The sequence below is a fragment of the Demequina flava genome (genome assembly GCF_000975035.1).
Taxonomy (GTDB): Bacteria; Actinomycetota; Actinomycetes; order Actinomycetales; family Demequinaceae; genus Demequina; species Demequina flava.
This window is the reverse complement of record NZ_BBRA01000002.1, coordinates 118,077-143,704: the sequence shown is the minus strand read 5'-3', so window position 1 is coordinate 143,704 and position 25,628 is coordinate 118,077. Positions and strand designations below refer to the sequence as shown.

Annotated in this window: 25 protein-coding genes and 1 tRNA gene; 14 read left to right on the top strand and 12 right to left on the bottom strand. The window is 63.5% G+C overall.

The window, feature by feature from the left end; all coding sequences use genetic code 11:
* Positions 1–2: 2 nt before the first annotated feature.
* A complete protein-coding gene (locus AOP74_RS09200; RefSeq protein WP_152649260.1) occupies positions 3–1,430 on the top strand; it encodes a hypothetical protein in 1,428 nt (475 codons plus the stop codon).
* Positions 1,427–2,110, top strand: coding sequence for a spherulation-specific family 4 protein (locus tag AOP74_RS09195; protein ID WP_061962087.1), 684 nt, complete (start codon positions 1,427–1,429; stop codon positions 2,108–2,110). The genes AOP74_RS09200 and AOP74_RS09195 overlap by 4 nt, the downstream gene beginning before the upstream one ends.
* Before the next feature lie 58 nt (positions 2,111–2,168).
* Here the strand turns inward: AOP74_RS09195 and AOP74_RS12470 are convergent, their stop codons facing one another.
* On the bottom strand, positions 2,169–2,408 hold the full coding sequence (locus AOP74_RS12470; protein ID WP_439645061.1) for a putative acetyltransferase: 240 nt from the start codon (positions 2,406–2,408) through the stop codon (positions 2,169–2,171).
* A gap of 107 nt (positions 2,409–2,515) precedes the next feature.
* Between AOP74_RS12470 and AOP74_RS09190 the strand changes: the two genes are divergently transcribed.
* Positions 2,516–3,628 carry a class I SAM-dependent methyltransferase gene (locus AOP74_RS09190; protein WP_061962086.1) on the top strand — a complete coding sequence of 371 codons (1,113 nt, stop codon included), beginning with the start codon at positions 2,516–2,518 and terminating at the stop codon, positions 3,626–3,628.
* A gap of 213 nt (positions 3,629–3,841) precedes the next feature.
* Entirely contained in the window at positions 3,842–5,404 is a 1,563-nt protein-coding gene (locus tag AOP74_RS09185) for an SDR family oxidoreductase (RefSeq protein WP_061962085.1), read from the top strand.
* Between the two features lie 163 nt (positions 5,405–5,567).
* Here AOP74_RS09185 and AOP74_RS09180 read toward each other — a convergent pair.
* The 3 genes from AOP74_RS09180 to AOP74_RS09170 form a co-directional block, all read right to left on the bottom strand.
* Positions 5,568–5,641, bottom strand: a tRNA-Pro gene (locus AOP74_RS09180).
* A 100-nt stretch (positions 5,642–5,741) separates the two neighbouring features.
* A complete protein-coding gene (locus AOP74_RS09175) occupies positions 5,742–7,025 on the bottom strand; it encodes an MFS transporter (RefSeq protein WP_061962084.1) in 1,284 nt (427 codons plus the stop codon).
* Between the two features lie 102 nt (positions 7,026–7,127).
* Positions 7,128–7,742 carry a YitT family protein gene (locus tag AOP74_RS09170; protein WP_061962083.1) on the bottom strand — a complete coding sequence of 205 codons (615 nt, stop codon included), beginning with the start codon at positions 7,740–7,742 and terminating at the stop codon, positions 7,128–7,130.
* A gap of 226 nt (positions 7,743–7,968) precedes the next feature.
* Here AOP74_RS09170 and AOP74_RS09165 point away from each other — a divergent pair, with 226 nt between their 5' ends.
* Both AOP74_RS09165 and AOP74_RS09160 read left to right on the top strand, forming a co-directional pair.
* Positions 7,969–8,598: a Pr6Pr family membrane protein gene (locus AOP74_RS09165; protein WP_061962082.1), complete on the top strand. Its 630-nt coding sequence runs from the start codon at positions 7,969–7,971 to the stop codon at positions 8,596–8,598.
* 9 nt (positions 8,599–8,607) lie between these two features.
* Positions 8,608–9,735 (top strand): NAD(P)-binding domain-containing protein, encoded by a 1,128-nt coding sequence (locus AOP74_RS09160; protein ID WP_082096230.1) that lies wholly within the window; start codon positions 8,608–8,610, stop codon positions 9,733–9,735.
* Between the two features lie 58 nt (positions 9,736–9,793).
* Here the strand turns inward: AOP74_RS09160 and AOP74_RS09155 are convergent, their stop codons facing one another.
* Both AOP74_RS09155 and AOP74_RS09150 read right to left on the bottom strand, forming a co-directional pair.
* On the bottom strand, positions 9,794–11,743 hold the full coding sequence (locus AOP74_RS09155; protein WP_061962081.1) for an acyl-CoA dehydrogenase family protein: 1,950 nt from the start codon (positions 11,741–11,743) through the stop codon (positions 9,794–9,796).
* A 23-nt stretch (positions 11,744–11,766) separates the two neighbouring features.
* Entirely contained in the window at positions 11,767–12,402 is a 636-nt protein-coding gene (locus AOP74_RS09150) for a TetR/AcrR family transcriptional regulator (RefSeq protein ID WP_061962080.1), read from the bottom strand.
* A gap of 74 nt (positions 12,403–12,476) precedes the next feature.
* Here AOP74_RS09150 and AOP74_RS09145 point away from each other — a divergent pair, with 74 nt between their 5' ends.
* The 6 genes from AOP74_RS09145 (at position 12,477) to pcp (ending at position 19,084) form a co-directional block, all read left to right on the top strand.
* Positions 12,477–13,745: an acetyl-CoA C-acetyltransferase gene (locus AOP74_RS09145; RefSeq protein ID WP_061962079.1), complete on the top strand. Its 1,269-nt coding sequence runs from the start codon at positions 12,477–12,479 to the stop codon at positions 13,743–13,745.
* Entirely contained in the window at positions 13,745–15,091 is a 1,347-nt protein-coding gene (locus tag AOP74_RS09140) for a 3-oxoacyl-ACP reductase (protein ID WP_061962078.1), read from the top strand. Before AOP74_RS09145 ends, AOP74_RS09140 begins: the two co-directional genes overlap by 1 nt.
* Positions 15,092–15,120: 29 nt before the next feature.
* A complete protein-coding gene (locus tag AOP74_RS09135) occupies positions 15,121–15,948 on the top strand; it encodes a MaoC/PaaZ C-terminal domain-containing protein (protein WP_152649259.1) in 828 nt (275 codons plus the stop codon).
* A complete protein-coding gene (locus tag AOP74_RS09130) occupies positions 15,945–16,472 on the top strand; it encodes an acyl-CoA thioesterase (protein WP_061962076.1) in 528 nt (175 codons plus the stop codon). The genes AOP74_RS09135 and AOP74_RS09130 overlap by 4 nt, the downstream gene beginning before the upstream one ends.
* A 37-nt stretch (positions 16,473–16,509) precedes the next feature.
* Positions 16,510–18,231, top strand: coding sequence for an AMP-binding protein (locus tag AOP74_RS09125; RefSeq protein ID WP_061962588.1), 1,722 nt, complete (start codon positions 16,510–16,512; stop codon positions 18,229–18,231).
* 214 nt (positions 18,232–18,445) lie between these two features.
* A complete protein-coding gene (gene pcp, locus AOP74_RS09120; protein ID WP_061962075.1) occupies positions 18,446–19,084 on the top strand; it encodes a pyroglutamyl-peptidase I in 639 nt (212 codons plus the stop codon).
* Here the strand turns inward: pcp and AOP74_RS09115 are convergent.
* Positions 19,081–20,268: a GGDEF domain-containing protein gene (locus AOP74_RS09115; protein WP_061962074.1), complete on the bottom strand. Its 1,188-nt coding sequence runs from the start codon at positions 20,266–20,268 to the stop codon at positions 19,081–19,083. The two genes, pcp and AOP74_RS09115, sit on opposite strands and share 4 nt — an antisense overlap.
* A gap of 81 nt (positions 20,269–20,349) precedes the next feature.
* Between AOP74_RS09115 and AOP74_RS09110 the strand changes: the two genes are divergently transcribed.
* Together AOP74_RS09110 and AOP74_RS09105 are read left to right on the top strand one after the other, a co-directional pair.
* Positions 20,350–20,922 (top strand): hypothetical protein, encoded by a 573-nt coding sequence (locus AOP74_RS09110; RefSeq protein WP_061962073.1) that lies wholly within the window; start codon positions 20,350–20,352, stop codon positions 20,920–20,922.
* A gap of 4 nt (positions 20,923–20,926) precedes the next feature.
* Positions 20,927–21,328 carry a DUF1801 domain-containing protein gene (locus AOP74_RS09105; RefSeq protein ID WP_061962072.1) on the top strand — a complete coding sequence of 134 codons (402 nt, stop codon included), beginning with the start codon at positions 20,927–20,929 and terminating at the stop codon, positions 21,326–21,328.
* Between the two features lie 19 nt (positions 21,329–21,347).
* Here the strand turns inward: AOP74_RS09105 and der are convergent, their stop codons facing one another.
* From der to aroH, 5 genes are read right to left on the bottom strand one after another with little or no spacing between them, the layout of a single operon-like run.
* Entirely contained in the window at positions 21,348–22,799 is a 1,452-nt protein-coding gene (gene der, locus AOP74_RS09100) for a ribosome biogenesis GTPase Der (protein WP_152649289.1), read from the bottom strand.
* Between the two features lie 44 nt (positions 22,800–22,843).
* Positions 22,844–23,488 carry a lysophospholipid acyltransferase family protein gene (locus AOP74_RS09095; RefSeq protein ID WP_236683795.1) on the bottom strand — a complete coding sequence of 215 codons (645 nt, stop codon included), beginning with the start codon at positions 23,486–23,488 and terminating at the stop codon, positions 22,844–22,846.
* 47 nt (positions 23,489–23,535) lie between these two features.
* On the bottom strand, positions 23,536–24,213 hold the full coding sequence (cmk, locus tag AOP74_RS09090; RefSeq protein ID WP_061962069.1) for a (d)CMP kinase: 678 nt from the start codon (positions 24,211–24,213) through the stop codon (positions 23,536–23,538).
* Positions 24,210–25,265 carry a prephenate dehydrogenase gene (locus tag AOP74_RS09085; RefSeq protein ID WP_082096227.1) on the bottom strand — a complete coding sequence of 352 codons (1,056 nt, stop codon included), beginning with the start codon at positions 25,263–25,265 and terminating at the stop codon, positions 24,210–24,212. Before AOP74_RS09085 ends, cmk begins: the two co-directional genes overlap by 4 nt.
* Positions 25,262–25,624, bottom strand: a complete 363-nt coding sequence (aroH, locus tag AOP74_RS09080) for a chorismate mutase (protein ID WP_061962586.1) — start codon at positions 25,622–25,624, stop codon at positions 25,262–25,264. The genes AOP74_RS09085 and aroH overlap by 4 nt, the downstream gene beginning before the upstream one ends.
* Between the last annotated feature and the right edge of the window lie 4 nt (positions 25,625–25,628).

The window sequence follows — 25,628 nt, the reverse complement described above, 5'->3', positions numbered from 1 at the left end:
CCGTGAGCCCCCCACTGGACGAGTGGACAGGAACGCAGCGCCGCAGCGACACCCGTCTGAAGCAGTTCACACGGACTCACAACGATCTCTGTACGCAAGCCGTTGACTCCTTCGAGATCGCGGCAGGGCTCGAAGCTGCCGGGGTCAGCGATAGCCGCGCACGATCAGAATTTGGAGCCGCGAGCGTTTTTGAACTCGCAGAGGCGATGTACGCATTAGTGCCTCGTCGGCCAACGACCCGGGCCAAACCCGTGGACCGGTGGGCACGACCGCCGCATCGCCACCTCTTGCGTGGGCTCCTGTACGGGCTCCCCGGGCTCCTGTACGCCGTCGCACTGACCATGCTGCACGCGGGGTTCAACGGCGCGCTACTCCTTGGCTCGGCGATGTTCGCGGCTGGACTCGGCCAGGCTGTGGCCGTACTCGGAAACGTGCTCTTGGGACGCAAACATCGCGGCGCGGCGAGCGCATTCTTCCGACTGGCACTACTCGTGGGAGCAGTTAGCATGACGTGCGTGATGGCGGTCGCGTGGACCTCTCGCACGCTCTCCTCCAGCTTGGTAGTGGCAACCTTCCTCATCCTGTACCTCCTGGCGGCAACTGTTCTCATGGTGGAGGAAGCTGACCTGCTTCTGTTAGCAGTACTCACCCCCGGTGTGATCGTGGCTGTAGCAGCGTTGGCAGACGTTGCGGTAGTGCCACGCGCAGCGACTGTTGCGGTGCTCTCGTTTTCCGTGATCGGTGCCGTCGTCGCGGGATGGGTGCGAGTTAGCGTGAAGCCCAAGAGCACGGTGGCATACGTACGCGCAGGGTTCGGTCTTGGCCGACATGACTACCTCCTCGCGGCCCGATACTTCGTCTACGGCATCGTCACAGCCGTGCTCGGGGCGTTCGCCGTGGTGGACGCGATCATGCGTGGCACGGAATTTGGGCCAGGTCCCATCGCGCTCATGATGCTGCCACTCATCGCGAGCCTCGGTGTTGCAGAATGGTTCGTCTATACGTTGCGGAGCCAGGCGGTGACCGCGCTTCACGGCGCAGTGAGCATCGACAGTTTTCGTGCCAGCGCCCGCACATTGCTGCTGCGTGCACTGCTGATGTACTGCGTCGTCCTCGGATTCTTGTCTACTACAGTGGTGCTTATCTATGGCTCTGAGCCTCGGTCCGTCTTCGTGCTCAACACGGTCGCGTACGCCGTGCTCGGCCTTTCATTTTTCTGTGGAACCCTGCTGCTTTCACTAGGGCGGCGGAGTTTGGCACTGGCACTGACTGCCGTGGCGCTACTCGTGGACACCGCGTTTCGCTTCCTGCTAGCGTCCTCCGGTCCTGAAGCGCTCGCCGTCGCCCACCTCGCGACGTTCCTCATGCTGTTATTCCTCATCGTGCCCGTGACGCTGCTCCAATACAGCCGCGCCGGCGTGCACCGATGACTCACGGCAGCGCAGTCCCTCAGCTTGCAGTTCCGGCGTACTTTCACCCCGCCACGCACCCAGTGGCGTGGCGAGAACTCCTGGAAATCGCGCCGATGCTGCGATTCGTCATCGTCAATATCCACAACGGTCCGGGTACAGCACCCGATCCGGGCTATCCCGCTGTCATTCGCGCGTTGCACGCCGCCAGTGTGAGAACCGTGGGGTACGTCGACACTGACTACGGGCTGCGTGCGACCGATGACGTCGCGGCGGATGTGCGCGCCTATCAGTCTTGGTACGGGCTGCGGGGCGTGTTTTTCGATCAAGTCGCAACCGGACTCAACACGCTTGACCACTACGCGCAGTGCGTCGTCTCGGCACGGTCGCTCGGCGCGAGGTTCGTCGTGCTGAACCCTGGGACTGAACCGCATCCCGGGTACCTTGACCTCGCCAACGTCACCGTCACGTTCGAGGGAAGTTGGAGTGAATACGAGCACTTGTGTAGCTCCGAATGGATGTCACGATTCGATGAAAGCCGGATCTGCCACCTAGTGCACTCAATGCCGACGGAGCGGATCGCCGATAGATACACGCTGGCGTCGCGGAGCCATGTGGGTAGCGTCTTTTTCACCGACGGAAGTGGCACGAATCCTTGGGACCACATTCCTCAGGAACTCACCGTAAACCGATGGGGTTAGGCACCCTTGTTGGGGTCCGCTTCGCTCAACCAGCGCGGTAGCCGGGACGACCAGAACGCTACGACGAGCGCGGCCTTCGTCTCAGACGAGGAGGTACTCCCTTCGCAGCAACGACATCCTTGACGGCGATCCGCTCAACTCCCCGGACCCCATTCACCACCACCGTCTGGTCGTTAACGCTCAGTAGCTCACCCAGGGCGTCTGTTGCTTCTCCGGTCGAGAGCAGGTAGCGCACCACCACTCGCGCCCCTATGACAGGAAGCCTGATGGCACCGCTGCTGTCGGTTGGGTCGATCATGCTTCCATCGTCGCAGATTCCACTCCGCGACTGTGTGTTTGGGAAATCGTCAGCACACCGGCGCCCCGCCCCACGCTCTATTTGTGCATCGAGACTAGGCTTCCCCCATGCTCGAAGAACTGCGGCGTTGGCCCGACATCGAAGCGCCGGGTCTTGTCGCCGTGGATGCGGCCGACCGGTTGGTCTTGGATGAATCCGCCTCACAGCGTGGATCCGCCACGGCCGGCGACCTCGTCGTCATTGGGGACGCTTACGGCGCGCTCACTCTCGGCGCAGTGCATGCCGGTGCCACCGGTATCCGTACGCATGTCGATGCGCTCACCGGTTCGCGGGCTCTCGAATCGAATGCCGCCAACCTCGATCTCGGCGAGCACTTCCGAGTTCTTCCGCTTAATGCCGAACTCGTCCGCGGTGCGCGCGTCGTCCTCTTGCGCCTACCTCGATCTCTTGACGCGCTACGCGACTTTGCCGGCCTCATCGCTGCCCATGCAGATCCAGAGGTAGTTGTCTTCGCCGGCGGTCGCCTCAAGCACATGTCCGTATCAATGAATACTGTGCTGAGCGAGTTTTTTGGACGTGTGGACGTGACTCACGCACGCCAGAAGTCCCGCGTGCTCATTGCACGCGAGCCCCACGACGGGCGCGACCCAATTCCGGCCGCCGCGCACGTGGAGGGCATAGAGGTTCGCGCCTTTGGCGGTGCGTTCGCGGGTGCGCGGCTCGACATCGGCACTCGTCTCTTGCTCGAGCACCTCCCGACTGACCTCTCGCGCGGAGGGACGGCAGACGATCCTTTCATCGACCTGGCCTGCGGGACCGGAATCGTCGGCGCGTGGATGGCGACGCGAAACCCGAGTGCGCATGTCTACGCATGTGATCAGTCGGCTGTCGCGGTCGAGTCCGCACGCGCAACCATGCGAGCAAACGGAGTCCAGGACCGCGCCGAGGTCGTCCGTGACGATGCGCTCTCCGCGCGGCCTTCCGCCAGCGCATCCGTTATCGCATTGAACCCGCCGTTCCACTCGGGCGCAGCTGTGACCGACCTATTAGCGCCCAGACTGTTCGCCGATGCGGCCAGAGTTCTGCGTCCCGGAGGTCAGCTCTGGTGCGTGTGGAACTCGGCGATGAAGTACCGCCAGCAGCTCGAACGAACAGTAGGCCCCACCCGGCAAGTCGCCCGCAACGCCAAATTCACCATCACCGCCTCGACACGTCCGTAACGTCGTCACGCAATCGTGGCTCATCCCGACCCCTACCCCGACCCCGAGCCCGTGCCCGAGGTCGCCGCCGGTCGTGTGTGCGTGGTGTCTTAGGTCGAGGCCCCGCCGATCTCAGGCATCTCCCGGAGGTGTCACAAGGGAATGGCCGGCTAAGCAGGCACGTTGACGTAGCCACGAAACCGCGTGACGTTCTTGAGCCTATGGAGGCACGGCATGCCCACTGCATACTTCAATGAGTCCTCCGACCTGGCGCGCCCGTTCGGGTCTGAGCCTGCGTTGCACGCAATCCCTGATCGCGAAGGTCTGGCGCCGCGCGTTCTCGTCCTCGGTGCGACTGGATATATCGGAGGCAGGCTTGTCCCGCGCCTCATCAATGGCGGATACCGGGTGCGGATCCTTACGCGCGCCACCGCTCGCGCCACCGCGTTGCCTTGGGCAGGCGAGGTCGAGATATGCGAAGGAGACGCGACCGACCCGGCCGCTGTAGACGCGGCGATGGAGGGTGTGGACATCGTGTATTACCTAGTCCACTCGATGCATAGCGGCAAAGACTACGGGCGCCTTGATCGCACCATTGCGTTGATCGTCGCAAAGGCGGCCGCGGCGCACAGCGTGAACAGAATTATCTACCTCGGCGGTTTGCATCCGGAAGAGGCAGAGCTGTCACCCCACTTGGAGTCTCGCAGGGAGGTGGGAGACATTCTCTTGGCCGCGGCAACCCCCACCATTGAGTTGCGTGCGGGCGTCGTCATTGGCTCAGGGTCGGCCTCATTTGAAATGGTTCGCCACCTGACCGAGGTCTTGCCGGTCATGCCTGCGCCCAAGTGGGTGCGCAACAATATTCAACCTATCTCCGTGCGGGATGTTGTGTACTACCTCCTGGCCGCGGCGCGTGTCACCGACTCGGTCAATAGGGCGTACGACATTGGTGGACCAGACGTCTTGCAGTACTCAGAAATGATGAACGGCTACGCGGCGGTTGCCAGCCTGCCCAAGCGTGGAATCGCGGCCCTCCCCGTCATGACGCCAAAGCTTGCCAGTCACTGGGTAGGACTTGTCACACCAGTGCCGCGGCAGATCGCCCGTCCCTTGGTGGAGTCGCTCTTGCATTCATGCGTGATGCAGGACCACGACATCGACGACCTCATTCCCGAGCCGCCTGCGGGACTGACTGGATACCGCGAATCCGTCGAACTCGCACTGGGGCGTATCGAGATCGATGACGTCGAAACGAGCTGGGTAGACACGCGGTTGCACGGCGTTCCGAGCGACCCGATGCCAAGCGACCCCGATTGGGCTGGCCGCACGGTGTTTCAAGATTCCCGCAGTCGCGAGACAACCGCCAGCCCACCAGCAGTGTGGGCCGTGCTCACAGAGATCGGGGGTGCGACGGGGTGGTACTCGGCCTCCGTGTTGTGGGCCACGCGCGGTCTGCTCGACCGCGTCGCCGGAGGAGTCGGCTCAAAGCGTGGCCGGCGCACTTACGGACAGTTGCGTATCGGGGATGCAATCGACGTCTGGCGAGTCGAGGTCGCCGACCAAGAACGTCTCTTGAGACTCCGCGCGGAGATGAAAGTTCCTGGGAAAGCATGGCTCGAACTGGGAGTCGAGCCACACGGCAGCGGCGCAATATATCGACAGCGCGCCGTATTCTTCCCTCGAGGACTCACTGGGCGCCTGTACTGGCTCGCAATGCTGCCGTTCCACGGCCTCGTGTTCTCTGGCATGGTGAATCGCATTGTGGCAGAGGCGGAAACGGATTCGACCACAGACTAGGTGAGTCACAGATCCCCTGCCTTTCTGAAACACACCACGCGCAAGCGCGGATAAGGATATCCGTGATGCCGGTAGTAGCGACGGCATCACAGCAAGGGCTTCTGCACATGAAAAAGGGCCTTGGTCCGGGAGAATCTCCCGGACCAAGGCCCTCAATCATCGGTCGGGCTGACAGGATTTGAACCTGCGACCCCTTGACCCCCAGTCAAGTGCGCTACCAAGCTGCGCCACAGCCCGATGGTCCAGGTGAGACACTCAATGTCGTGTTTGGACCGGAGAACAGTCTACACAGAACTAGGGCTCTCCGATGACACAAGCCGGCGGAAAGGTATGTGTTTCAGCCTCGATCAGAGGACAGCGCGGGGCTGTCCGCATTCGCCGGCGAATCCCCGGGCACAGCGCCTGGGCCGATCGCCTGGCGACGCGTCACAAACCACCCAGCGAGAGCGAACAACACACCTGGCACACACATCGCGACGCCAACCCACGTGGGAGCAAGGAAGCCGAATCCCGCCGTAATGACGGCACCGCCGAGGATTGCGCCCAAGGAGTTTCCAAGGTTGAGTGCGGAGTGGTTGAGCGCGGCGGCCATCGTCTGGCTGTCCCCTGCTACGTCCATCAGGCGGGTCTGAATGGCCGGCGACAGCGCCGCAGCGGCCGCGCCCACCAGGAACAGCCCCACAAGGAGCCCCCAGACCTGTCCGGCAGCCAACGCCAGGAAGATGAGCGACGCGGCGAGAGCGCCAAACAGCCAAAAGACGGCACGGAGCGCTCCCCTGTCAGCGAGTCGTCCACCTGCAAAGTTTCCGGCGGTCATGCCGATGCCGAGCGTCACGAGGGCAAAGGGAACGAAGCTCTCGTTTGTGCCAGTGACACCTGTCGCGAGGGGCGAGACGTAGGTGTAAACGGCGAAGAATCCACCAAAGCCGATCGCGCCGGTCGCCAGCGCAAACCACACCGCGGGCTTACCGAAGACCGACAGTTCGCGGCGGACGGTGGCATGCGGGTCGCCGGCCTGGCGCGGCACTGCCCATGCAATCGCGAGCGTGGTGGCGGCGAAGATTCCAGCGACGGCGAGATAGCCGATGCGCCATCCTGCCTGCTGGCCCAGGAACGTGATGAGGGGGACGCCGACGACGTTGGCGATCGTGAGGCCAGATAGCACCAGGGCAACGGCCTGGCCGCGTTTTCCCGGGCCCATGAGCGACGCCGCGACCAGCGCCGCGATCCCGAAGTAGGCACCGTGTGGAAGGCCCGCGAGGAATCGAGCCACGACGACGGTTTCAAACGTCGGAGCGAGGGCCGATGCCACGGTTCCGAGGGTGAATGCAGTCGCCAAGATGAGCAATACCGCTTTACGCGGAAAGCGGGCAGCGAACGCGGCGATGGTGGGAGCGCCGACGACGACACCAGCGGCATACGCTGAAATGACCCATCCAGCCTGACCCAGAGCAGCTTCCTGGTCACTGGCCCACAGGTCTGGAAGCAGATCTCGTGCGATGTCCGGCAGCAAGCCCATCGCCACAAACTCGGTGGTGCCGATCCCGAACCCGCCGAGCGCAAGTGCAAGGAGCGCGAGGCGCGCGTGGCCCGGTGAGAGGCGTGCGGGCGTGGTGGTCATCGAGTGTCTCGATTCGGCTGGGGACGACAGGGCGGCACTCGACGCTGAGCCCAGCCAGCATATGTTGTTGAAGCCGTCAATGTCGCATTGGTGACGCTCTCGTTAGCCGAGGTACCGCCCGGGCCGGTGATTGATAGCAAGTATCCCGTTCAGCAAGACGGCCCCGATAACCGAATACAGCAGGATATCGAGCGGCACGATCGTCAACGCTGCCAATACGACGCAGAGGTCGAGTGCGCCCTGTACGTAGCCTGCGCGTATGCCTTTGGTCTCCTGGACGAAGGCAGCGAGGATTCCGAAGCCACCACCGGACGCGCCATGCCGGAAGAGCATCAGCATCCCGATGCCGATAGCAAGCCCCGCGAAGATCGCTCCGTAGAGCGGATTGACATCGTCGACGTCGAGATAGAGACCGTGAACCTCGGTGAGAACGGACACCAGGGTGACCGCGATGAGGGTCTTGATCGTGAAGGGCCAGCCCATGCGCTTCACAGCGAGCCAGTAGAACGGCAGGTTGATGATGAAGTAGATCAGACCGAACGATGCCGTGGTCCAGTAGCTCAGAAGAATCGCGACGCCGGCCAGGCCACCCGACACTCCCCCAATCTGCTCCAACAAGAACAGGCCGAACGACATGACGAATGCGCCGGTCACCAGCGCTAGTGCGTCTTCCCATAGGCTGTGCTTCTCCGCAATGGGCGGGTCAACGATGCTCACCGGCGCACCTCTATCTCACGGGCTTCAATACACGGAGGCATCGCGGTCAAGGGGGCATATCGACAAGTCACGTGACACATTGTGCCCGCTCACCACACGGCAACCGAATCTCGTGAACGTCAGCTCACCCGGCATCGCCCCGTACCGAGCATGTCCGAAATGCCCAGACACGCCCGAAACCCAAGCAGTGACTGGGAGAACGTAAAGAACGGGTAATATGTAGGCCATGAGCAAAGGCGCTTATGTCCGAATCTGGCGACTCCTCGCTGCCGCCATCATCGCAGCGGCACTGGCGGTCCAGGCCTGGGCTGATCTCACGTTCGGAAGCTTCTCGTGGGACCAGATGCCCGGCTACTTCACTCCCCTGGCGGCGCTTACAGGGATCGGCGCCCTAGTGATCGCAGCGGCCAGTCGTCATCCTGATCAATGGTGGATCGACACGTTGCGGGTGAACGCGACGACCTACACGGCTGTGGCGGGCATTGTCTACTGGGCGATCCTGGCCGACCACGCCATCCCGAAGGTCCCTTGGGCCAACGCAATCTTGCATGGCGGCGCAGCAATACTCCTGTTTGCCGACTGGATGACCATTGGACGACGACGCCGCTTGCCCATCCGCACCTGGTGGACAGTGCTCGCCGTACCGGGCGGCTGGTGCGCGTACCTTGTCATCCGCGCCGCCTATGACGGCTGGGTGCCCTACGCCTTCCTCGACCCCGCACGCGGTCCCGCGGCAATCGCCGGAACGGTCTCGGTCATCGCAGTAGTGGGATTGGCATGCGCAGGCCTGCTACACACGTCGACCTTTATGCGTCGCCACGCGCCGGAGGTCGCATCCACGCCTGCTTCTCGGTAACAATGTCGCATGACGTCTTACCCTCGGCATCCCACCGTGGTGGTCGGCGCAGGTCAAGCAGGACTGTCGGTGGGCTATCACCTTCGCCAACGCGACCTTGTTGCGGGCAAGGATTTCCTCATTGTCGACGCCGGTCCGACGGCCGGCGGCGCATGGCAACATCGATGGGATTCACTTCGATTCGCCGATGCTCACGCGTTGGCAGACCTTCCGGGTATGGCCGATGCCGGGGTCACCTTTGAGCAGGCACCGCGCCACATTCCGGCATCCGAGGTCGTGCGCGAACGGTACGCAACGTATGAGTCCCACTACGACCTCAAGGTGACACGCCCCGTCGATGTCACGCGGGTGGATCGAGAACCCAGCGGCGACTTTTTGGTTCACGCTGTGGGCGCCGTGGATCAGTTGCAGGCGCAGGTCGTGATTATGGCCACCGGAACCTGGCGCACGCCGAGGCAGCCCAGAGATCCGGGAGCCCCGGACTTCCACGGGATCCAACTCACGACGCCGGAATTCGGCGCGCCAGAGGATTTCCGTGGAATGCGCGTCGCGGTGGTGGGCGGAGGTGCCTCAGCCACCGGATTCGTGCGCGAGCTCACACCCCACGCGGATGCAGTCCACTGGTTCACGCGCCGGCCCGTGGACTACCTCGACGTGGCCGGATCTCCCGCGCAAGAGTTTGGCCGCGAATCCGTCCGCATGCAGGACGAAGCAGCTCAGGCAGGACGTCCGCTTCCCAGCATCGTGTCCACCACTGGCACGCCGCTCACGGCTCCCGTGCGCCGCCTACTGGACTCAGGAAGCCTTGTGCGGAAGCCGATGTTCAGCCGCCTCGTACGCGACGGCGCGGTGCTTCAAGACGGAACCTTCATGCCGCTCGACGCAATTGTGTGGGCGATTGGGTTCCATGCGGACCTGCGGGCGCTGGCGCCGCTGGGAATCGACGCCAGCGAGGGCGTGCGGGTGCGAGACGGGCACGCGGAGGACGCGCCAGGCATCTTCCTGGCGGGCTACGGCCCGCAAGCCTCAACGATCAGCGCAAACCGGGGTGCGCGCGTGATCGTCAGAGACGCCGCGCAATACCTCGACGATGGCGCGTGGCCTCCCACCCCACCGCGCAAGATACGCGCAACGTAGGGCCACGCGCGTCGGTGGCCAGCGAGTTCATTGTTCGCCAGCCACCGACGAACAGGACTCAGTTGTCGATGATTGCGGCGCCGAGCCAGCTCTTGGGGATACCGAGCCCCTCGACCAACGGCAGTGCATGTGGGCGCAGTTCGCGGCACAGCGAGTCGATCTGCTGCTCGAGCGCCTTGGAGCGTCCTGAGCTAATGCGGTTGTGCTCCATGAACCACGCACGGTCCTCGTAGATGGACCCCAGAGCAAAGAGTGAACACACGCGCTCCAGGACGTCCTTCACATCGGGGTCCTGGCACTCCTCAAGGGCATCGATGAAGGCCTTGAGAATGACGCTTTCCATGTGCGCGTGCGCGGCGAACTGCACGTGCGGGCCCATCGCGTTGAAGGACTCAAACTGATCACCCTTGTCCTTCGACGCCGCGCGCATGCGGCGTGCAAGTGACTCAAGCGAGTGGCGCGCGCGGTCCTCAAACATTAGCGCGTGCCAGCGGCGGTCCACCAAGGTGGTTTCCTCCGGCTTGCGCCTGACGGCAGACGCCAGGCGGTCAAGCACGATGTTCGCCGAGGTCGCTTCCGCCATCTGCTCACCAGCAACGCGGGCGGTCGCTTGCACTACCCCGCTGCGGTCGAGGTCGCTCCACTCCTTGCGGTAGTCGGTGAGCAAGGCCTTCGCCACCAGCTGCATCAGCACAGTGTTGTCGCCCTCGAAGGTCGCGAAGATATCCACATCTCGGCGGATCTCGACGAGTTGATTCTCGCTCAGGTAGCCGGCGCCGCCGCAGGCCTCACGAGCTTCCTGAAGCGTGTCGTTCGCAAACCATGTGGTGACGGCCTTCATGCCGGCAGCACGCGTCTCGAGCTCTCGCTGCTCATCCTCGGTGGAGGGCTCCCCGCCCTGAACCTTGACGAGGGCCTCGATGAGTTCATTCTGCGCAAAGCCCAGTGCGTAGGAACGCGCCAGGCGCGGCATCAGGCGGCGCTGATGGGTGAGGTAGTCGAGCAGGAGCACGCCATCAGGACGCCCGGACGCCGGGAACTGGCGGCGCTTCAGCGCATGGCGGATTGCAATCGACAGACCGCGGCGCGCGGCAATGCCCGCTCCACCCCCAACACAGACTCGGCCACGCACGAGTGTGCCCAGCATCGTGAAGAAGCGGCGGTTGGCGTTATCGATCGACGATTCGTACACGCCGGTTTCCGTGACTCCGCCGTATCGGTCAAGCAGCATCCGGCGCGGGACACGGACGTGGTCAAAGCTGATTGTGCCGTTGTCGACGCCCAGGAGTCCGCCCTTGTGGCCTTGATCACCGGTGGTGATACCTGGGAGATCCGCGCCATTGTCGTCGCGAATGGGCACCAAGATGGTGTGGACTCCCTGGCTCTCGCCGCCGACAATCAGCTGCCCGAAGACGGCTGCCATCGTTCCGTGCGAGGCCGCGTTGCCGATGTACGCCTTTGTGGCCGCAGGCGAGGGCGAGTGGACCTCGTACTCGTCGCTCTCAGGGAGGTAGGTGATCGTTGTTTCAACACTGGCCACGTCGGAGCCGTGTCCCAATTCCGTCATCGCGAATCCGCCCAGCAGGGTGAGATTGGTGATGCTCGGAAGGAACTCTTCGTGGTGCCAGGCTGTACCGAGATTCGTGACTGCGCCGCCGAAGAGTCCGAACTGCACACCCGACTTGATGGTGACGGAGAGGTCGGCGTGCGCGAGTGTCTCGAACGTGACGACTGCGGTGAGCGGGTCCTGCACAGCATCGGCCCCATCGGGCACTCCTGCGGATCCGAAGCCGTGCTTCTCAAGGTCAATCAGACGCTGCAACGTCCATTCGCGGGACTGCTCAACGTCCCACTCCGGATCGCGCAGCATGCTGTCAGTCGGGAACGTGGCGCGCGCGACTGAGCGCTCGGCCGCGTAGGCGCCGTCGAGGTGCTGGCGAAGAGATGAGCCCAGCGTCGTGAGTCGCTCCGATGAGACCGTCTGGGGTGCTTCGGGTGTCAACGTCATTGTCGATCCTTCTGTAGTGAGGTTCAGGTGGTCAGGGCCGATGCTGCTGGAACGCTGGCATCGGAAAATGCATGAGAGAAGGCGGCACAGATATCAAGAACCACGTCTTCACGTGACGGCCTCGCCTCTGCTTCTGTGTCCATCCAGGCGTCAGCTGATGCTTGGATAAAGCCCACGAGCCCGTACCCCCAGGTGTGAGCCCGCTGGCGTGAAACATGGGAGAGCCGTTCGGCCAACAGTTGAGCCACTGCATCGGCGATGGCCGCCGGCACGCGGCCCGCGGGGTTTGTCTCCCCCGACCCCGGGCCGTTCATGACGAAGCGATAGATCGCAGGGTCCTTCTCAACGAGGTTGAGGTACGTCCCCGCGAGCGTCTCCATCATGTGGGCGACATCCTGCGCATCCGACTGTTCGAGGGCTGCCAACACACCATTGCGAATGTAGGTGTGGACCGACTCGACGACCGCTTCGTGCAAACCGGCACGATCGCCGAAGTGCCGGTACAGCACGGTCTTGGACGTGCCAGCGCGGACGGCAATATCCTCCATGCCGATCGCGGGCCCCTGAACCCGAATCGCACGCAACGCATGCGAGATGAGCTCGGTGCGCCGCGTTGCGCGATGCTCGTCCCAGCGGGAGGTCCTGCCGTCGATGGCCATAGAGACAATATAACCGATACGGCGAGTATCTGCTACTCTGGGTATCACTTACTTCTTCCAACGACGGAGGCACAATGTCCCACAACGCGGTGGTAATCGGGGGAAATCGAATCCCCTTCGCTAAGTCCAATGGCCCGTACGCGGATGCCAGCAATCACGACATGCTCACAGCGGCACTTGACGGACTGGTTGCCCGGTATGGATTGAGTGGCGCGCGCATGGGCGAAGTCGCCGCAGGCGCCGTCCTCAAGCACCCCAGCGACTTCAACCTCACTCGTGAAGCAGTCCTCAGTTCTGCACTCGCAGCGAACACCCCGGCATGCGACCTCCAGCAGGCATGTGGCACTGGACTTGAGACAACGGTCTACATTGCGAACAAGATTGCTCTGGGTCAGATTGACTCGGGCATCTCGGGCGGCGTGGACTCCACTTCCGACGCCCCCATCACAGTGTCTGACCCACTTCGCCGCATCCTCCTCAAGGCCTCCGCAGCCCGGTCCGCTGCCGACCGCATGAAGGCGTTCGCCCAGGTTCGGCCTCGCCACCTCGCCCCCAAGGCTCCTAGCGTGACCGAGCCGCGTACCGGGCTGTCCATGGGCGAGCACCAGGCGCTCACCACGGAAGCGTGGGGCATCACTCGCGAGGAGCAAGACACGATCGCTGAGGCTTCGCACCACAAGCTTGCACAGGCCTGGGAAGACGGCTTCTTTGACGACTTGGTGACGCCATATCTCGGTGTCGCACGCGACGCGATTCTGCGTCCCGACACTTCCGTGGAGAAGCTGGCGAAGCTCAAGCCCGTGTTTGGCGGCCCCCAGGGCACCATGACCGCAGGTAACTCGACTGCTCTTTCGGATGGCGCGGCCACCGTTCTGCTCGCAAGCGAAGAGTGGGCCAAGGAGCACAACCAGCCCATCCTTGCGCGCATCGTCGATGCCGAGGTCGCAGCTGTGGACCACCCGGGCGGCGCAGACCTCCTGCTGGGCCCCGTTGCTGCTGCGGGTCGCATGCTCGCACGCCAGGGACTCACGCTCGACGACTTCGCTCTTGTCGAGATTCACGAAGCGTTCGCCTCAACTGTCGCCACCACCTTGAAGGCGTGGAACGACGAGGACTACTGCCGGGGACTGGGACTCGACGGTGCACTTGGCACCATTGACCCTTCAATTCTCAACGTCACGGGCTCATCGCTGGCCGCCGGCCACCCATTCGCCGCCACGGGCGCGCGCATTGTGCCCACACTCGCCAAGCTCCTGCAGGAACGTGGGCCGGGTTCGCGGGGTCTGATCTCGATGTGCGCCGCGGGCGGTCAGGGCGTCGTCGCAATTTTGGAGGCCGTGTGATGAGCATTCTTGAGAAGACGTTCACGTCCGCACCAGGACGCGCTATCTCGCGCAAGGCGGGTCTGAAGGATCCGCCACGTTTGCGCCGCGGACGCACCTGGCCCTCAGGCGCCATCATTCACGGAACCATCGGCGACGGTTCGCTTGTCGCCGACACTCTCCACCTCCTCGGGCGCGCGGTTGAAGAGCCCGTCGTCGATGCCGGTACCGACGCACCGGGCTACGGACAGAAGATCGGCGCCCTCGTCGTGGATGCCACGGAACTGACGAGCATCTCGCAGCTTGAACGCCTCCGTGCGCTGCTGCGACCTGCCGTCAGGGGTATTGAGCGTTCGGGTCGCATCATCATCGTCGCCCGCGAGGACCATGACGGCTGGGAGGCGGCCGCCGCTGCTCGCGCGCTCGACGGCATCAACCGCACCGTGGCGAAGGAACTACGCGGCGGCGCCACCTCCACACTGGTGTGGGTCGCTGGCGACACCACCGCATCGGACCTCCTCACCACCTTGGGCTTCGCGTTGCAGGGACGTTCCGCGTTCGTGGACGGCCAAGCGTGGAAGGTCGCGTCTACCGCGACCAAGATTGACGACCTCGTCACCGCACCCTTGGCGGGCCGCACTGTGATCGTCACCGGTGCCGCCCGCGGCATCGGCGCACAGATCGCTCGTGTTGTAGCCCGCGACGGTGCTGAGGTCATCGCTGTCGACATTCCGCCGGCTGGTGAACAGCTCGCTGCCGTCGCAAACGAGGTAGGTGGCATCGCGATCCAGTTGGACATTACGCAGGCCGATGCTGGGGCGGTGCTCGCGCAGCACGTCGCCCAACGAGGGCGTGGGCTACACGGAATCGTGCACAACGCCGGCATCACCCGCGACAAGATGCTCGTGAACACAGACACGGCCCGCTGGGAATCAGTTCTCGAGGTCAACCTGGCGGCGCAGATGCGCATCAACGAGGTGCTGCTTGACCCCGACACCGACGGCGGCCTTGACGACGGCGGCCGCATCGTCGGTGTCGCCTCGACGTCGGGGCTCGCAGGCAACAAGGGTCAGACCAACTACGCGGCATCCAAGGCGGGTGTCGCAGGCCTCGTGATCGCCATGTCATCGGACCTGGCTTCACGTGAGATCACGGTCAACGCTGTCGCTCCAGGGTTCATCGAGACCGAGATGACGGGCAAGATTCCCTTTGTCCAGCGCGAGATCTTCCGCCGGAGTAACTCGCTAGATCAGGGCGGACGGCCAGTCGACGTCGCTGAAACCATCTCTTACCTTTTGGACCCGGGCTCGCAGGCGGTGACCGGGCAGGTGATTCGCGTCTGCGGCCAGAACCTGGTGGGTGCATAGTGCCTGCGGACACCATCGTTTTGGAATCCATGCCGTCCATGGGAGGTGCGGCGGCTCGCTCGCTGGTCCCCTCCCGCGATAAGCGGGCCCGCGTCCCGTCCTCGACTTTCGAGGTACGCGACCTGGTGCAAGAGACAGCGCGGCTAGCCGACTACGCGCGGGTCTGCGGATTCACGCTTCGCGACACAGTGCCCGCAACGTGGTTGCACGTGCTGGCTTTCCCCCTGCACATCCAGGCGCTCGGGAGCCAGGACTCGACCATTCGCTTGATGGGCGCAGTACACGTCGCGAACCGAATGACGATGCTCCGCCCGGTGTCAGTGTCCGAAAGGCTCACCATCGGTGTACGAGCCGACAATGTGCGCCCGCATCGGCGGGGCGCGCTCGTCGATCTCGTCGCCGACATCCGTTCAGGTGACGAGACGGTATGGGACGGTGTCAGCACCTACCTCGCAAGCGGCATGACCGCGCCGGGCGATGCTCCAGACGGCTCGCATGAGCCGTTCGAAGCTGTCACACCCCACGCCCGCTGGCGCGTACCCGCACGTACCGCGAAGGACTACCGCCGAGTCTCTGGCGACCCCAATCCGATCCACACCAACCGCTTGGCTGCGAAGGCTTTCGGGTTCCCGCGGCCCATCGTCCACGGAATGTGGACACATGCACGTGCACTGGCTGCGCTGGAAGGTTCCTTGGGGAGCTCGTACTCAGTCGGTGTGGACTTTGTGAAGCCGGTGTTGCTTCCGGGCACCATCGGTTTCTCATCGAGCCACGAGGACGGCGTCACCACCGCTGACGTCACGACGAAGGACGGCACCAAGCCTCACCTCCGTATGCGCGTCGAGGCGGTTTCGTGAACCTGTGGTGGAGACTCGCACTTCGATGGGGCCGCGCCCGCAACGCTCCCCAGTGCTCGATCTGGGATGAAGCCCGCACCTCGTTTCGCGTCGTGCCCACCGATCTCGACGTCCTCGGTCACATGAACAATGGCCGGTATCTCACGCTGATGGACCTGGGCCGGTATGACCTGCTCAAGCGATCAGGATGGTGGGACGAGGCCGACGAACGTGGATGGTTCGCGGTTGTCGCGGGCCAAACCATTACGTACCGCAAAGAGCTGCGCCTGGGCCAGAAGTTTGATCTCACCACTCGAGTGGTGGGCTTCGACGAACGCTGGTGCTACCTCGAACAGCGATTCATGGTGGGCGAGACCGTCCACGCCCACGCGCTGGTGCGGACCAGATTCCTGAGCAAGTCCGGCGGCAGTGTGGCCGTTGAAGATCTTGAAGAGGCACTCGGCGGCTTTCCAGATCACCTGCGTGTCGACGCGTGGATGCGCGAATGGACCCACCAGACACGGGTACCCTCTTCCCCATCGTGATTTCATTTCTTGTCCACTCACATCAACGGAGATGATGATGTCCAACCCCATTACTAGCGCTTCGATTGACCCCGTTTCAGGCGAGGAGCGTCCCTGGTTCGAGTTCTACCCGCCAGGAGTCAACCGCGTCATCGAGCCGCTGCAGGATCAGTCACTGAGCGACTTTGCGCGCCGCAAGGCCCGCGAATACGGCAACAACACAGCGTTCAGCAACCTCGGAGGCTCACTGACCTTCTCCGACGTCGACGCACTCGCGACCAAGGTCGCGTCCTACCTCCAAAACGACCTCGGGCTCAAGCGCGGCGATCGCATCGTGCTCCAGATGCCCAACCTCATGCAGTACCCGGTCGCTTTGTATGGCGCGCTGCGCGCAGGACTCGTCGTCGTGAACGCGAACCCGCTGTACACGGCATCGGAGCTATCCGCGGTGATCGCGGATGCGGAACCACGCGCCATCGTCGTCCTCGCCAACTTCGCGGCCACGCTGGAGAAGGCACTCAAGGACGTGTCGGTCGAACACATCATCGTGACCGAGGCCGGCGACATGCTGGGTCAGCCAAAGCGGTCGATCGTCAACTTTGTCGCCAAGAACGTCAAGAAGATGGTCCCGGCTTTCAATTTGCCGGGCGCCGTGCCCTTCCGTGCGCTTCTTGAGGGCAAGGCTTCGGCCTGGACAGACCCAGACCTAACACCCGATGACACTGCGTTCCTCCAGTACACCGGCGGCACTACCGGGGGTACCAAGGCAGCGGTATTGAGCCATGGCAACCTCCTCGCGAACCAAGCACAATTCATTGGCCAGATGCGCGCTGTCCTCGATGACGGCGCCGTCGTGATCGCCGCGCTGCCGCTGTATCACGTGTTTGCACTGACCGTTAACTGCATTGGCTTCTTTGGCTTCGGCGGTCACAACGTCCTCATCACCAACCCTCGCGACATTCCGGCGTTTGTGAAGACTCTTGACACCACGAAGCCTGCCGCCTTGGTGCTCGTCAGCACCCTCGCGGGTGCTCTCATGGAGAACGAGAACTTCGCAAAGCTGGACTTCTCCGGCTTGAAGATCTCGGTTGCGGGAGGAATGGCGCTGCGGTCATCGGTAGCCCAGAAATGGCACGAGCTGACAGACACCGACATCATCGAAGGCTACGGACTGACCGAGGCCTCGCCCGTGGTCAGTGTGAACCCGACGCACCTCAAGCCTCGCGTCGGCACCATCGGTGTGCCATTGCCTTCCACTGACGTGAAGGTCATTGGCGAGGACGGCAACCCGGTCGCAAACGGTGAACCCGGAGAGCTCGTAGTCAAGGGCCCGCAGGTGATGCAGGGGTACTGGAACAAGCCTGAGGAGAGCGCCCAGGTCCTCACCGACGACGGCTGGCTGCTCACCGGCGACATCGCTAGCTTCGAGGACGACGGTTACCTGCGCATCGTTGATCGCAAGAAGGAGATCATCGTGGTGTCCGGATTCAATGTCTATCCCGGAGACATTGAAGACGCCGCGATGCTTCACCCCAAGGTTCTGGAGGCGGGCGCTATCCCGTTGGCCGACGAGCACGCCGGCGAGGTCCCGAAGTTGTTCGTAGTCCGCCGCGACGACTCCCTCACAGTCGACGAGCTCAAGGCCTTCCTCAAGGAGCGCCTCACGGGTTACAAGCGTCCGCGGCAAATCGAGTTCCTTGACGAGCTGCCGAAGACCAACGTCGGCAAGGTGCTCCGCCGTGGCCTGCGCGAGATGGAAGAGTCGCGCACCAACTCGTAGACCAGGCTTTGTCACACCGCTCCTTTACTGTCGGGAGGGCACGGGCATCCGGCCCTCCCGACACAAAGGAAGCACCATGGCTCACTACGGACGAGACTTCGACGCCCTTCACAAAGAAATGAAGAGGCAGAGTGACCTGCTCGCACAGATCCTCGCCACGCTTCAGGCGATTGAGCGTCAAGGCCGCTGACCGAAGGCGACGTAGCATTCACCTATGGCAGACATCGTTCTCACCGGATTCGCACCGTTCGATGGCGCGGAATCAAACCCCTCGTGGGACGTCGCGCAGGGAGTCGCAGACGCCTGGAGCGGGCCCGAGTCGCTCGAGATCGAGCAACTGCCAGTGTCTTTTGGCGCTGCAGCCACACACATGCACTCATTGCTTGCAGCACATCAGCCGCGACTGGTCGTTGCTCTGGGTGTCGCGGCAGGGCGCACGCACCTCACCCCTGAGCGCGTTGCCATCAATCTGATCGATGCACGCATCGCGGACAACGACGGCTTCGCTCCGCTCGACGAGGAGGTCGTTCCGGACGGACCTGCGGCTTACTTCACCACACTGCCTGTCAAGGCGATGACGGCGGCCATGGCTGCAGTTGGGGCGCCAGCGCAAGTGTCCTATTCGGCAGGCACGTACGTGTGCAATGCCCTCTTCTACGCACTGCAAAACGCAACCGCGGGTAGCTCAGTGCACTCAGGTTTCATCCATGTGCCGGCCACCGAGGAGTTCGCCCGCGCCGCAGATCTCCCATGGACTGCGCTCGATGTTCAGGTCACAGCGCTACGCGATGCACTCAGAACGGCCCTGGACTCCCCTGTCGATTCGTCGGTCTCGGCAGGTACCGAGCACTAGTCGAGGTTCGAGTCCTGGGCCACGACAACGCGGTCGCGCCCCTGTTCCTTCGCCGAGTACATGGCTTCGTCCGCCCTCGCGAGTAGGTCGGAGATCTCAGCGCCCTTCGTGATTCGCGTCACGCCATAACTCACGGTGACATCCGGGGTTTCCCGCTCACGAGCTAGCATGCTGAATCGCTGGGACACACGCATCAGGCGTTCCTCAGCATCCGCGTCGAAGCCCGCTCGCAAGACGATGCCAAATTCCTCGCCACCCAACCGGCCACACAGTTCCCCCGGTCCAATCGCCTTGTCCAAAGCGGCTCCGAAGGCCCGCAGCACTTCGTCGCCAACGGCGTGGCCTCGCGTGTCATTGATCTGCTTGAAGTGATCCAGATCTGCAATGACCAAGACCGCATCAGAGACCCCGGAATCAAGCGAGTCGACGGCGCGACGGGCTCCTTCCAAGAACGCTGCGCGAGAAAGCAAGCCCGTGAGGTCGTCGTGTGCGATGCGGCGACGCAGGACTCGCGTCTGCTGGTCGTATCCCAATGAGGCGACGGTAAACGTCGTGGCGACGAGCGTGACCAGGTACACCAACGTCGTTGGCCCAGTGCCGGCCAAGGTCGTGAACAGGTCTGAGGTCTCACCGACGAACACGAACAGCACCGCGCGCAGACCGTAGAACACCGTCAAGATTGAGGCCGCAAGCGTGGCGACGTTGAGCGCTCCGCGAATCTGAGCGTCATGGAGAACGTCGTAGGTACTGTCCCGCTCCCGACGCGCCACCAAGAGCGATGCGGCAGCAAGGCCAAAGAGGATTGTCATGACGATGTACAGCAGCCCATTGCCGGCCCAGATGTTTGTGTCCGGGGAGTCGAGGGCCGCGCCTGCCAACACGACGCCCATCGCCAGAAAGCCGATCCAGACCTTGGGGCGCAACCCGCGGAGCGAACGCGTCGCGAACCACACGGATAGTGCGCCCAGCACCGACACCAGCGATGACAGTGGATTGGCGACCGCCTGCAGACTGGTGCCGTTGAACAGCAGCAACATGGGGCTGAGAGCCGAACACATCAGCGCGACGCACCACCACAGTGCGAACAGCGACCGCGTGGGTCGGTAGACAGCCAAATAGAACAGCGCGAGCACGACGACGGAAACCAGGCTGAGTGCCAGGCGTAACGTCGGGATGTCGAGCATGAGATGAGCGTAGCCGTCTGGACACACCGTCCATAGCGAGTGTGACGAGAACCACGCGCGCCTCCTCATTAGGATCAGAGGATGGGTAGTGACAGTCCGGAAGCCATTGAGCGCGCTACATCTCGCGCATGGAACGACTGGTGCGCGATCCTGGGCGACGCCGGAGGCGAAACGCTGACTCACAAGCAGCTCGCTGCTGTGGCTCAGTCAGCCATGCCCGGTGAGGTCTCCAATCCTGCATGGTGGGCGCAAGGTGTCACTGTCGCCTTCGAACGACACATCGGCCGGCGCCTGCCTGGTCAAGCGCAGGACGGCACCTTTGAAGTCTCAGCGAGCACCACGTTGGCCGTATCTCGGGATGACGCTCTCGAACTGTGGGCAGACTCCGCTCCCACCGGGCTGGTCCTCGACGGAGTCTCCATAGGCGAGGCGACCACCTCCGCGACGGCGAAGTGGCGTCGCTGGCGCACATCCGTGAGCGATGGCTCCCGCCTGGGCGTGGACGTCGGGATACGCGGCGAGAACGCTGTCGTGACAGCGACGTGGACCGGGCTTCCCGATGCAGCCACACGCGAGAGCCGACGTCTCGCGCTCAAGGCACACCTTGCAACGCTCGCGGGATCCACCCGCCAGAACCCGACCAGGAAGAAGTGACCTCATGGCGGAGAACAAGACTCAACCGACCGATGCGTCAGTCGAAGAGTTCCTCGCCGGTGTAGCGCCCGCGCGAAGGAAGGCTGAAGGCCAGGACATGTGCGCCCTCATGACAGCGGTGACGGGCGAAACACCAGTGATGTGGGGCCCAAGCATCATCGGATTTGGCAGCGTCGACTACGCCTACGAGTCCGGCCGCACCGGAAGTATGCCGCGCGTGGGTTTCTCGCCCAGAAAGACGGCACTCACGCTCTACGGACTGACGGGACACCCCGAGTCCGCAGACCTACTTGACCGTCTTGGTCCTCACACCACCAGCGTCGCGTGCCTGTACATCAAGCGTCTTGACGCGATCGATGAGGCCGCCCTCAAGGAACTCATCGCCATGGCCTGGAAACGCGACTAGACCACGGCATCGGCCCTACTTAGCGTCGCTTGCGGCGCTCACGCACGCGCACGGACACCTGGATAGGCGTGCCCTCGAAGCCGAATGCCTCACGCAACCGCCGTTCGATGAACCGGCGATACGTGGGCTCCAAGAATCCTGACGCGAAGATCACGAATCGAGGTGGGCGGTTGGACGCCTGCGTCGCAAAGAGGATCTTGGGCTGCTTGCCGGATCGCACGGGGTGCGGGTGTTCGGCCACCAGTTCACCGAGGAAGGCATTCAAACGTCCGGTGGCGATGCGCTGATCCCAGCTTCCCAACGCAAGGTCGATCGCCGGAATCAGGCGATTGGTGTGCCAGCCAGTGCGGGCGGACAGGTTGACACGCGGCGCCCACGAAAGCTGAACCAGGTCTTGTTCGATAGAACGCTCAAGCAGGAATCGCTCGTCTTCGCCCACGAGGTCCCACTTATTGAATACAAGGACCATGGCGCGTCCCGCGTCGACTACTTGCCCAATGACTCGCGTGTCCTGATCGGTCAGTGGCGTCGATGCGTCGAGTAGCACCAGCGCGACCTCCGTGCGGTCGATCGCGGCACCGGTGCGCAACGACGCGTAAAAGTCGGCACCCTTCGTCATGTGCACGCGCCGACGAATACCTGCGGTGTCCACGAGAGTCCAGCGACGCTCACCGATCTCAACAATCTCGTCGACAGGGTCGCGAGTGGTACCCGCCACCTCGTCCACGACGACGCGGTTCTCCCCCGCTAGTTGATTGAGCAGCGAGCTCTTGCCGACGTTGGGACGCCCCACCAGCGCGATGCGACGCGGTGCGTCCGGGTCGATCTCGACCTCGGGCATTTCGGTGGGCAGAACCCCGATCGCGGCATCGAGCATGTCGCCCATGCCACGGCCGTGAAGCGCCGAGACAGGGTGCGGTTCGCCCAGCCCCAAGTTCCACAGCGCCGCGGCCTCGAGCTCAGCCTGAGGGCCGTCGGACTTGTTGGCAATCAGTACTACGGGCTTTTTGGCTGCGCGTAGCAGGCGCACAACGTGCTCGTCCGAGGCGGTGGGACCGACCGTCACGTCCACGACAAACAAGATGGCGTCTGCCATGTCGATCGCGACCTCGGCCTGCTGAGCCACGGACAAGTCGAGTCCTTCGACCTTCGCTTCCCAGCCGCCGGTGTCCATGAGCATGAAGTCACGGCCTGACCACTCAGCACGGTACGACACTCGGTCACGTGTGACGCCAGGGGTGTCCTCCACGACCGCCACACGCCGGCCAAGGATGCGGTTGACGAGGGTCGACTTTCCGACATTCGGGCGGCCGATGATCGCGAGCGTGGGAAGCTCCGGCTCAGTCTCGATTTCCTCACCAGCGAGGGTTGCGAGGTCTTCATCGGTCAGGTCGTAGTCACTCAAGCCGGCGCGCAGAGCGGCCTCGCGCACCTCGTCCAACGACTCTTCTGGGTCGGACTCGATCGGCATCACGGGCGGTACATCGTCGATGCCGAAGTACTCCTGATCGTCGCTCATCGGTCCTCCTTAGGTTTGTGGGTGCGGTCGCCGTCGTCATCCGGCAGTCGCAAGTCAGTAGTGGCGAGGGTCGACTCTACGCGTCCACGCAGGGCTTCAGCGAGTTGAGCCTGTGCCGCCTCTTGTCGAGCACGCCCTTTGAGGTCCGGAGATAGGTCAAGAGAGATGGGCTCACCGAACTCGACCACGAACTTGCGGCGCGGCGGAGGCCAGACGCTCACGGTCTCCCCCGTCAGGCGTGTTCCGACGATCGCAGTGGGCACGATGGGTGCCCCGGACTGCACGGCGAGCCATGCTGCCCCGCCGTGGACAGCATCGGCCCGTCCGGCACCCCGGGTGCCTTCGGGAAACACTCCCACCACATCGCCGCGCTTCAAGACACCCAAGCCCTGAGCGAGCGCCTCACGGCCAGATCCCGTGACTTCAATCTGCTGTGCTCCACGCAGCAGCGCGCCAAGGACACCCTTGAACATGTGGGTGCCGATCAGGAAGTAGGAACCGCGCGGTACGACGCCGTGAAGAATCGGGCCGTCAACCAGCCCCACGTGGTTCGCGACCACGATGACGGGACCTGAGTCCGGGACGTTTTCGCGCCCGCGGACGTCGGTGTTCCACAACCCCCGCGCGAGGGCGCGCCCCACCCACCGGGACCAACGCGGCCCCCACGGACTGGGCAACCTGGTCGCTGTCACGACCGCGAGGCCTCGGCAAGGTCAAGGATCGCTGACACTACCTCGTCGATTGTGAGGGCGGTCGTGTCAATCGTGACCACGCCATCGGCCGCTTCGTGGAAGCTCGACACCGTCGAGTCCTGCCGGTCCCGGCCCAAGACGGCCTCACGGACAGTCGCTGCGTCAGCGCCCTCGCCCGCGCGGCGCGCGACCCGGACCTCCTCATCGGCGGTCAGCAAGACACGGACGTCAGCCTCTGGGGCGATCGCCGTCGTCACGTCACGACCCTCAGCACACACTCCGGCGCCCTTGGAGAAGCCGCCTTCGACTTCGTGAGCAATAGTGTCGCGCTGCATCTGCTGCAAAATGGGGCGCGCCTCGAGGTTTGTCGCGACCTTGGATACCGACAGCGCCACGGTGTCGCTACGGATGAGCTTGGAAACATCCTCACCGTCCAGGAGGAAATGAGGGTTGCCGGGGTCAAGTACGAGCTCAACGTTCATTGTTTCGACCATGGCCGCAACATCTGATGTCGCGGTGAGGTCGACACCCTCGCGCAGGCACGTCAGCGTCGCGATCCGGTACGTGGCGCCTGTGTCGAAATACGACAGTCCCAGGCGGCGCGCGACCTCACGAGAGACCGTGGATTTACCCGTGCCTGCAGGTCCGTCGATGGCGATAACGATGCCGGTCATGATGATGCGATCTCCCAGTTGTGGTCGATGAGTGCCTGGCGCAACGCGCCGGCGTTCTCGGGCAAGACGTGAAGCGTGGTCAGACCAACGGGCTGACGCGGCGAGTGTTCAATGGTGATGTCTTCAACGTTGACGCCGGCGGCAGCGGCATCCTGAAGGAGCGTGAGTAGCTGACCGGGCTCATCGGGCACCACGACTGTGACGGGAGTCCAGTCGCGCGTGGGTCCACCGTGCTTGCCAGGAATGCGCTGCACCTCAAGCCGGCCACGCGCAATGAGGTCGGTGACTGCCTCGCCGATGTCGTCCGACTCACGCACGTCCTCAAGATCCGCGATGATGTGATCCAACGTCCTCACCAGTGCGGCTGAGTTCAATCGAGCGATATCCGCCCACATCGCGGGATCGGAGGCGGCGATGCGCGTGACATCCCGCAGCCCCTGCCCGGCCAGCGCGACGTCATCGGCCTCGAGTGACCCGAGCGCTGCAGCCACAGCCGACGCAACAACTTGCGGCGCGTGAGATACACGCGCAACGGCGATGTCGTGAGCCTTTGCCTCCATGGAGACCACATCGCTTTGGAGTGCGCGTGCGACATCCGTCACGAGGGACACTGCGGACTCCTCAGCAGCTCCCGCACACACTACCCACGGCCGAGCTTTGAAGAGGTCTCCCTGCGCAGCAATCGCGCCGGAGATTTCTCGACCGGCCATGGGGTGTGACCCCACGTACCGCGAAGCGTCGGCCTCGTCGATGGCGTTGGCGATCGGTGCCTTCACACTGGCGACATCCGTGACTACAGCGCTTGGCCACCGGCGAAGCGCGTCGCGAACAACCTCAGGGGCAACCGCCGGGGGCGCGGCGACAATGACGATCGCGGGCTCCTCGGTACCTGGCACATTTGCGGCGCCAATTGAGCGTGCCAGCTTCGCCGTCCGCTCGTCCGGATCCTCGAGGGACACGGACCATCCAGCACTGCACAGACCGATGCCAATGGATGAGCCGATTAACCCGGCCCCCACGATGTGGGCGTGGCAGGGGGCTTCGGTGCTCACTGGGCGAGGTCTCGACGCAACGACACGGCGTTGTGAAGGTACACGTGCTGAATGTCGTCGCGTGGTCGGTCTGTGTCCGCGTGGATCATCGCGCGCACAACCAGCGGCAGCGCGCCGGGAACGGCCATCTCCTGGGCACACATCAGCGGCACGGCGCCAAAGCCGAGCTCACGTGCGGCGGCAGCCGGAAAGTCGCTCACGATGTCGGGCGTGCAGGTAAAGAGCACGGACACAATTGCGTCGGTGTCGAGATCGTTCGCCGTCAGTAACTCGGTGATGAGTTCTTGAGTCCGGGCGTGCAGGTGCTCCCGCTCGTCGTGGTCAAGAGTTGTCGCGCCTCGGATCGCTCGCAGTGCCATGCCC

What these genes read in the sequence shown, in the direction of transcription:
- AOP74_RS09195 (WP_061962087.1), top strand. Translation starts at nt 1,427, where the DNA reads ATGACTCACGGCAGCGCAGTCCCTCAGCTTGCAGTTCCGGCGTACTTT.
- AOP74_RS12470 (WP_439645061.1), bottom strand. Translation starts at nt 2,408, where the DNA reads ATGATCGACCCAACCGACAGCAGCGGTGCCATCAGGCTTCCTGTCATA.
- AOP74_RS09190 (WP_061962086.1), top strand. Translation starts at nt 2,516, where the DNA reads ATGCTCGAAGAACTGCGGCGTTGGCCCGACATCGAAGCGCCGGGTCTT.
- AOP74_RS09185 (WP_061962085.1), top strand. Translation starts at nt 3,842, where the DNA reads ATGCCCACTGCATACTTCAATGAGTCCTCCGACCTGGCGCGCCCGTTC.
- AOP74_RS09175 (WP_061962084.1), bottom strand. Translation starts at nt 7,025, where the DNA reads ATGACCACCACGCCCGCACGCCTCTCACCGGGCCACGCGCGCCTCGCG.
- AOP74_RS09165 (WP_061962082.1), top strand. Translation starts at nt 7,969, where the DNA reads ATGAGCAAAGGCGCTTATGTCCGAATCTGGCGACTCCTCGCTGCCGCC.
- AOP74_RS09160 (WP_082096230.1), top strand. Translation starts at nt 8,608, where the DNA reads ATGACGTCTTACCCTCGGCATCCCACCGTGGTGGTCGGCGCAGGTCAA.
- AOP74_RS09155 (WP_061962081.1), bottom strand. Translation starts at nt 11,743, where the DNA reads ATGACGTTGACACCCGAAGCACCCCAGACGGTCTCATCGGAGCGACTC.
- AOP74_RS09150 (WP_061962080.1), bottom strand. Translation starts at nt 12,402, where the DNA reads ATGGCCATCGACGGCAGGACCTCCCGCTGGGACGAGCATCGCGCAACG.
- AOP74_RS09145 (WP_061962079.1), top strand. Translation starts at nt 12,477, where the DNA reads ATGTCCCACAACGCGGTGGTAATCGGGGGAAATCGAATCCCCTTCGCT.
- AOP74_RS09140 (WP_061962078.1), top strand. Translation starts at nt 13,745, where the DNA reads ATGAGCATTCTTGAGAAGACGTTCACGTCCGCACCAGGACGCGCTATC.
- AOP74_RS09135 (WP_152649259.1), top strand. Translation starts at nt 15,121, where the DNA reads ATGCCGTCCATGGGAGGTGCGGCGGCTCGCTCGCTGGTCCCCTCCCGC.
- AOP74_RS09125 (WP_061962588.1), top strand. Translation starts at nt 16,510, where the DNA reads ATGTCCAACCCCATTACTAGCGCTTCGATTGACCCCGTTTCAGGCGAG.
- pcp (WP_061962075.1), top strand. Translation starts at nt 18,446, where the DNA reads ATGGCAGACATCGTTCTCACCGGATTCGCACCGTTCGATGGCGCGGAA.
- AOP74_RS09115 (WP_061962074.1), bottom strand. Translation starts at nt 20,268, where the DNA reads ATGCTCGACATCCCGACGTTACGCCTGGCACTCAGCCTGGTTTCCGTC.
- AOP74_RS09110 (WP_061962073.1), top strand. Translation starts at nt 20,350, where the DNA reads ATGGGTAGTGACAGTCCGGAAGCCATTGAGCGCGCTACATCTCGCGCA.
- AOP74_RS09105 (WP_061962072.1), top strand. Translation starts at nt 20,927, where the DNA reads ATGGCGGAGAACAAGACTCAACCGACCGATGCGTCAGTCGAAGAGTTC.
- der (WP_152649289.1), bottom strand. Translation starts at nt 22,799, where the DNA reads ATGCCGATCGAGTCCGACCCAGAAGAGTCGTTGGACGAGGTGCGCGAG.
- cmk (WP_061962069.1), bottom strand. Translation starts at nt 24,213, where the DNA reads ATGACCGGCATCGTTATCGCCATCGACGGACCTGCAGGCACGGGTAAA.
- aroH (WP_061962586.1), bottom strand. Translation starts at nt 25,624, where the DNA reads ATGGCACTGCGAGCGATCCGAGGCGCGACAACTCTTGACCACGACGAG.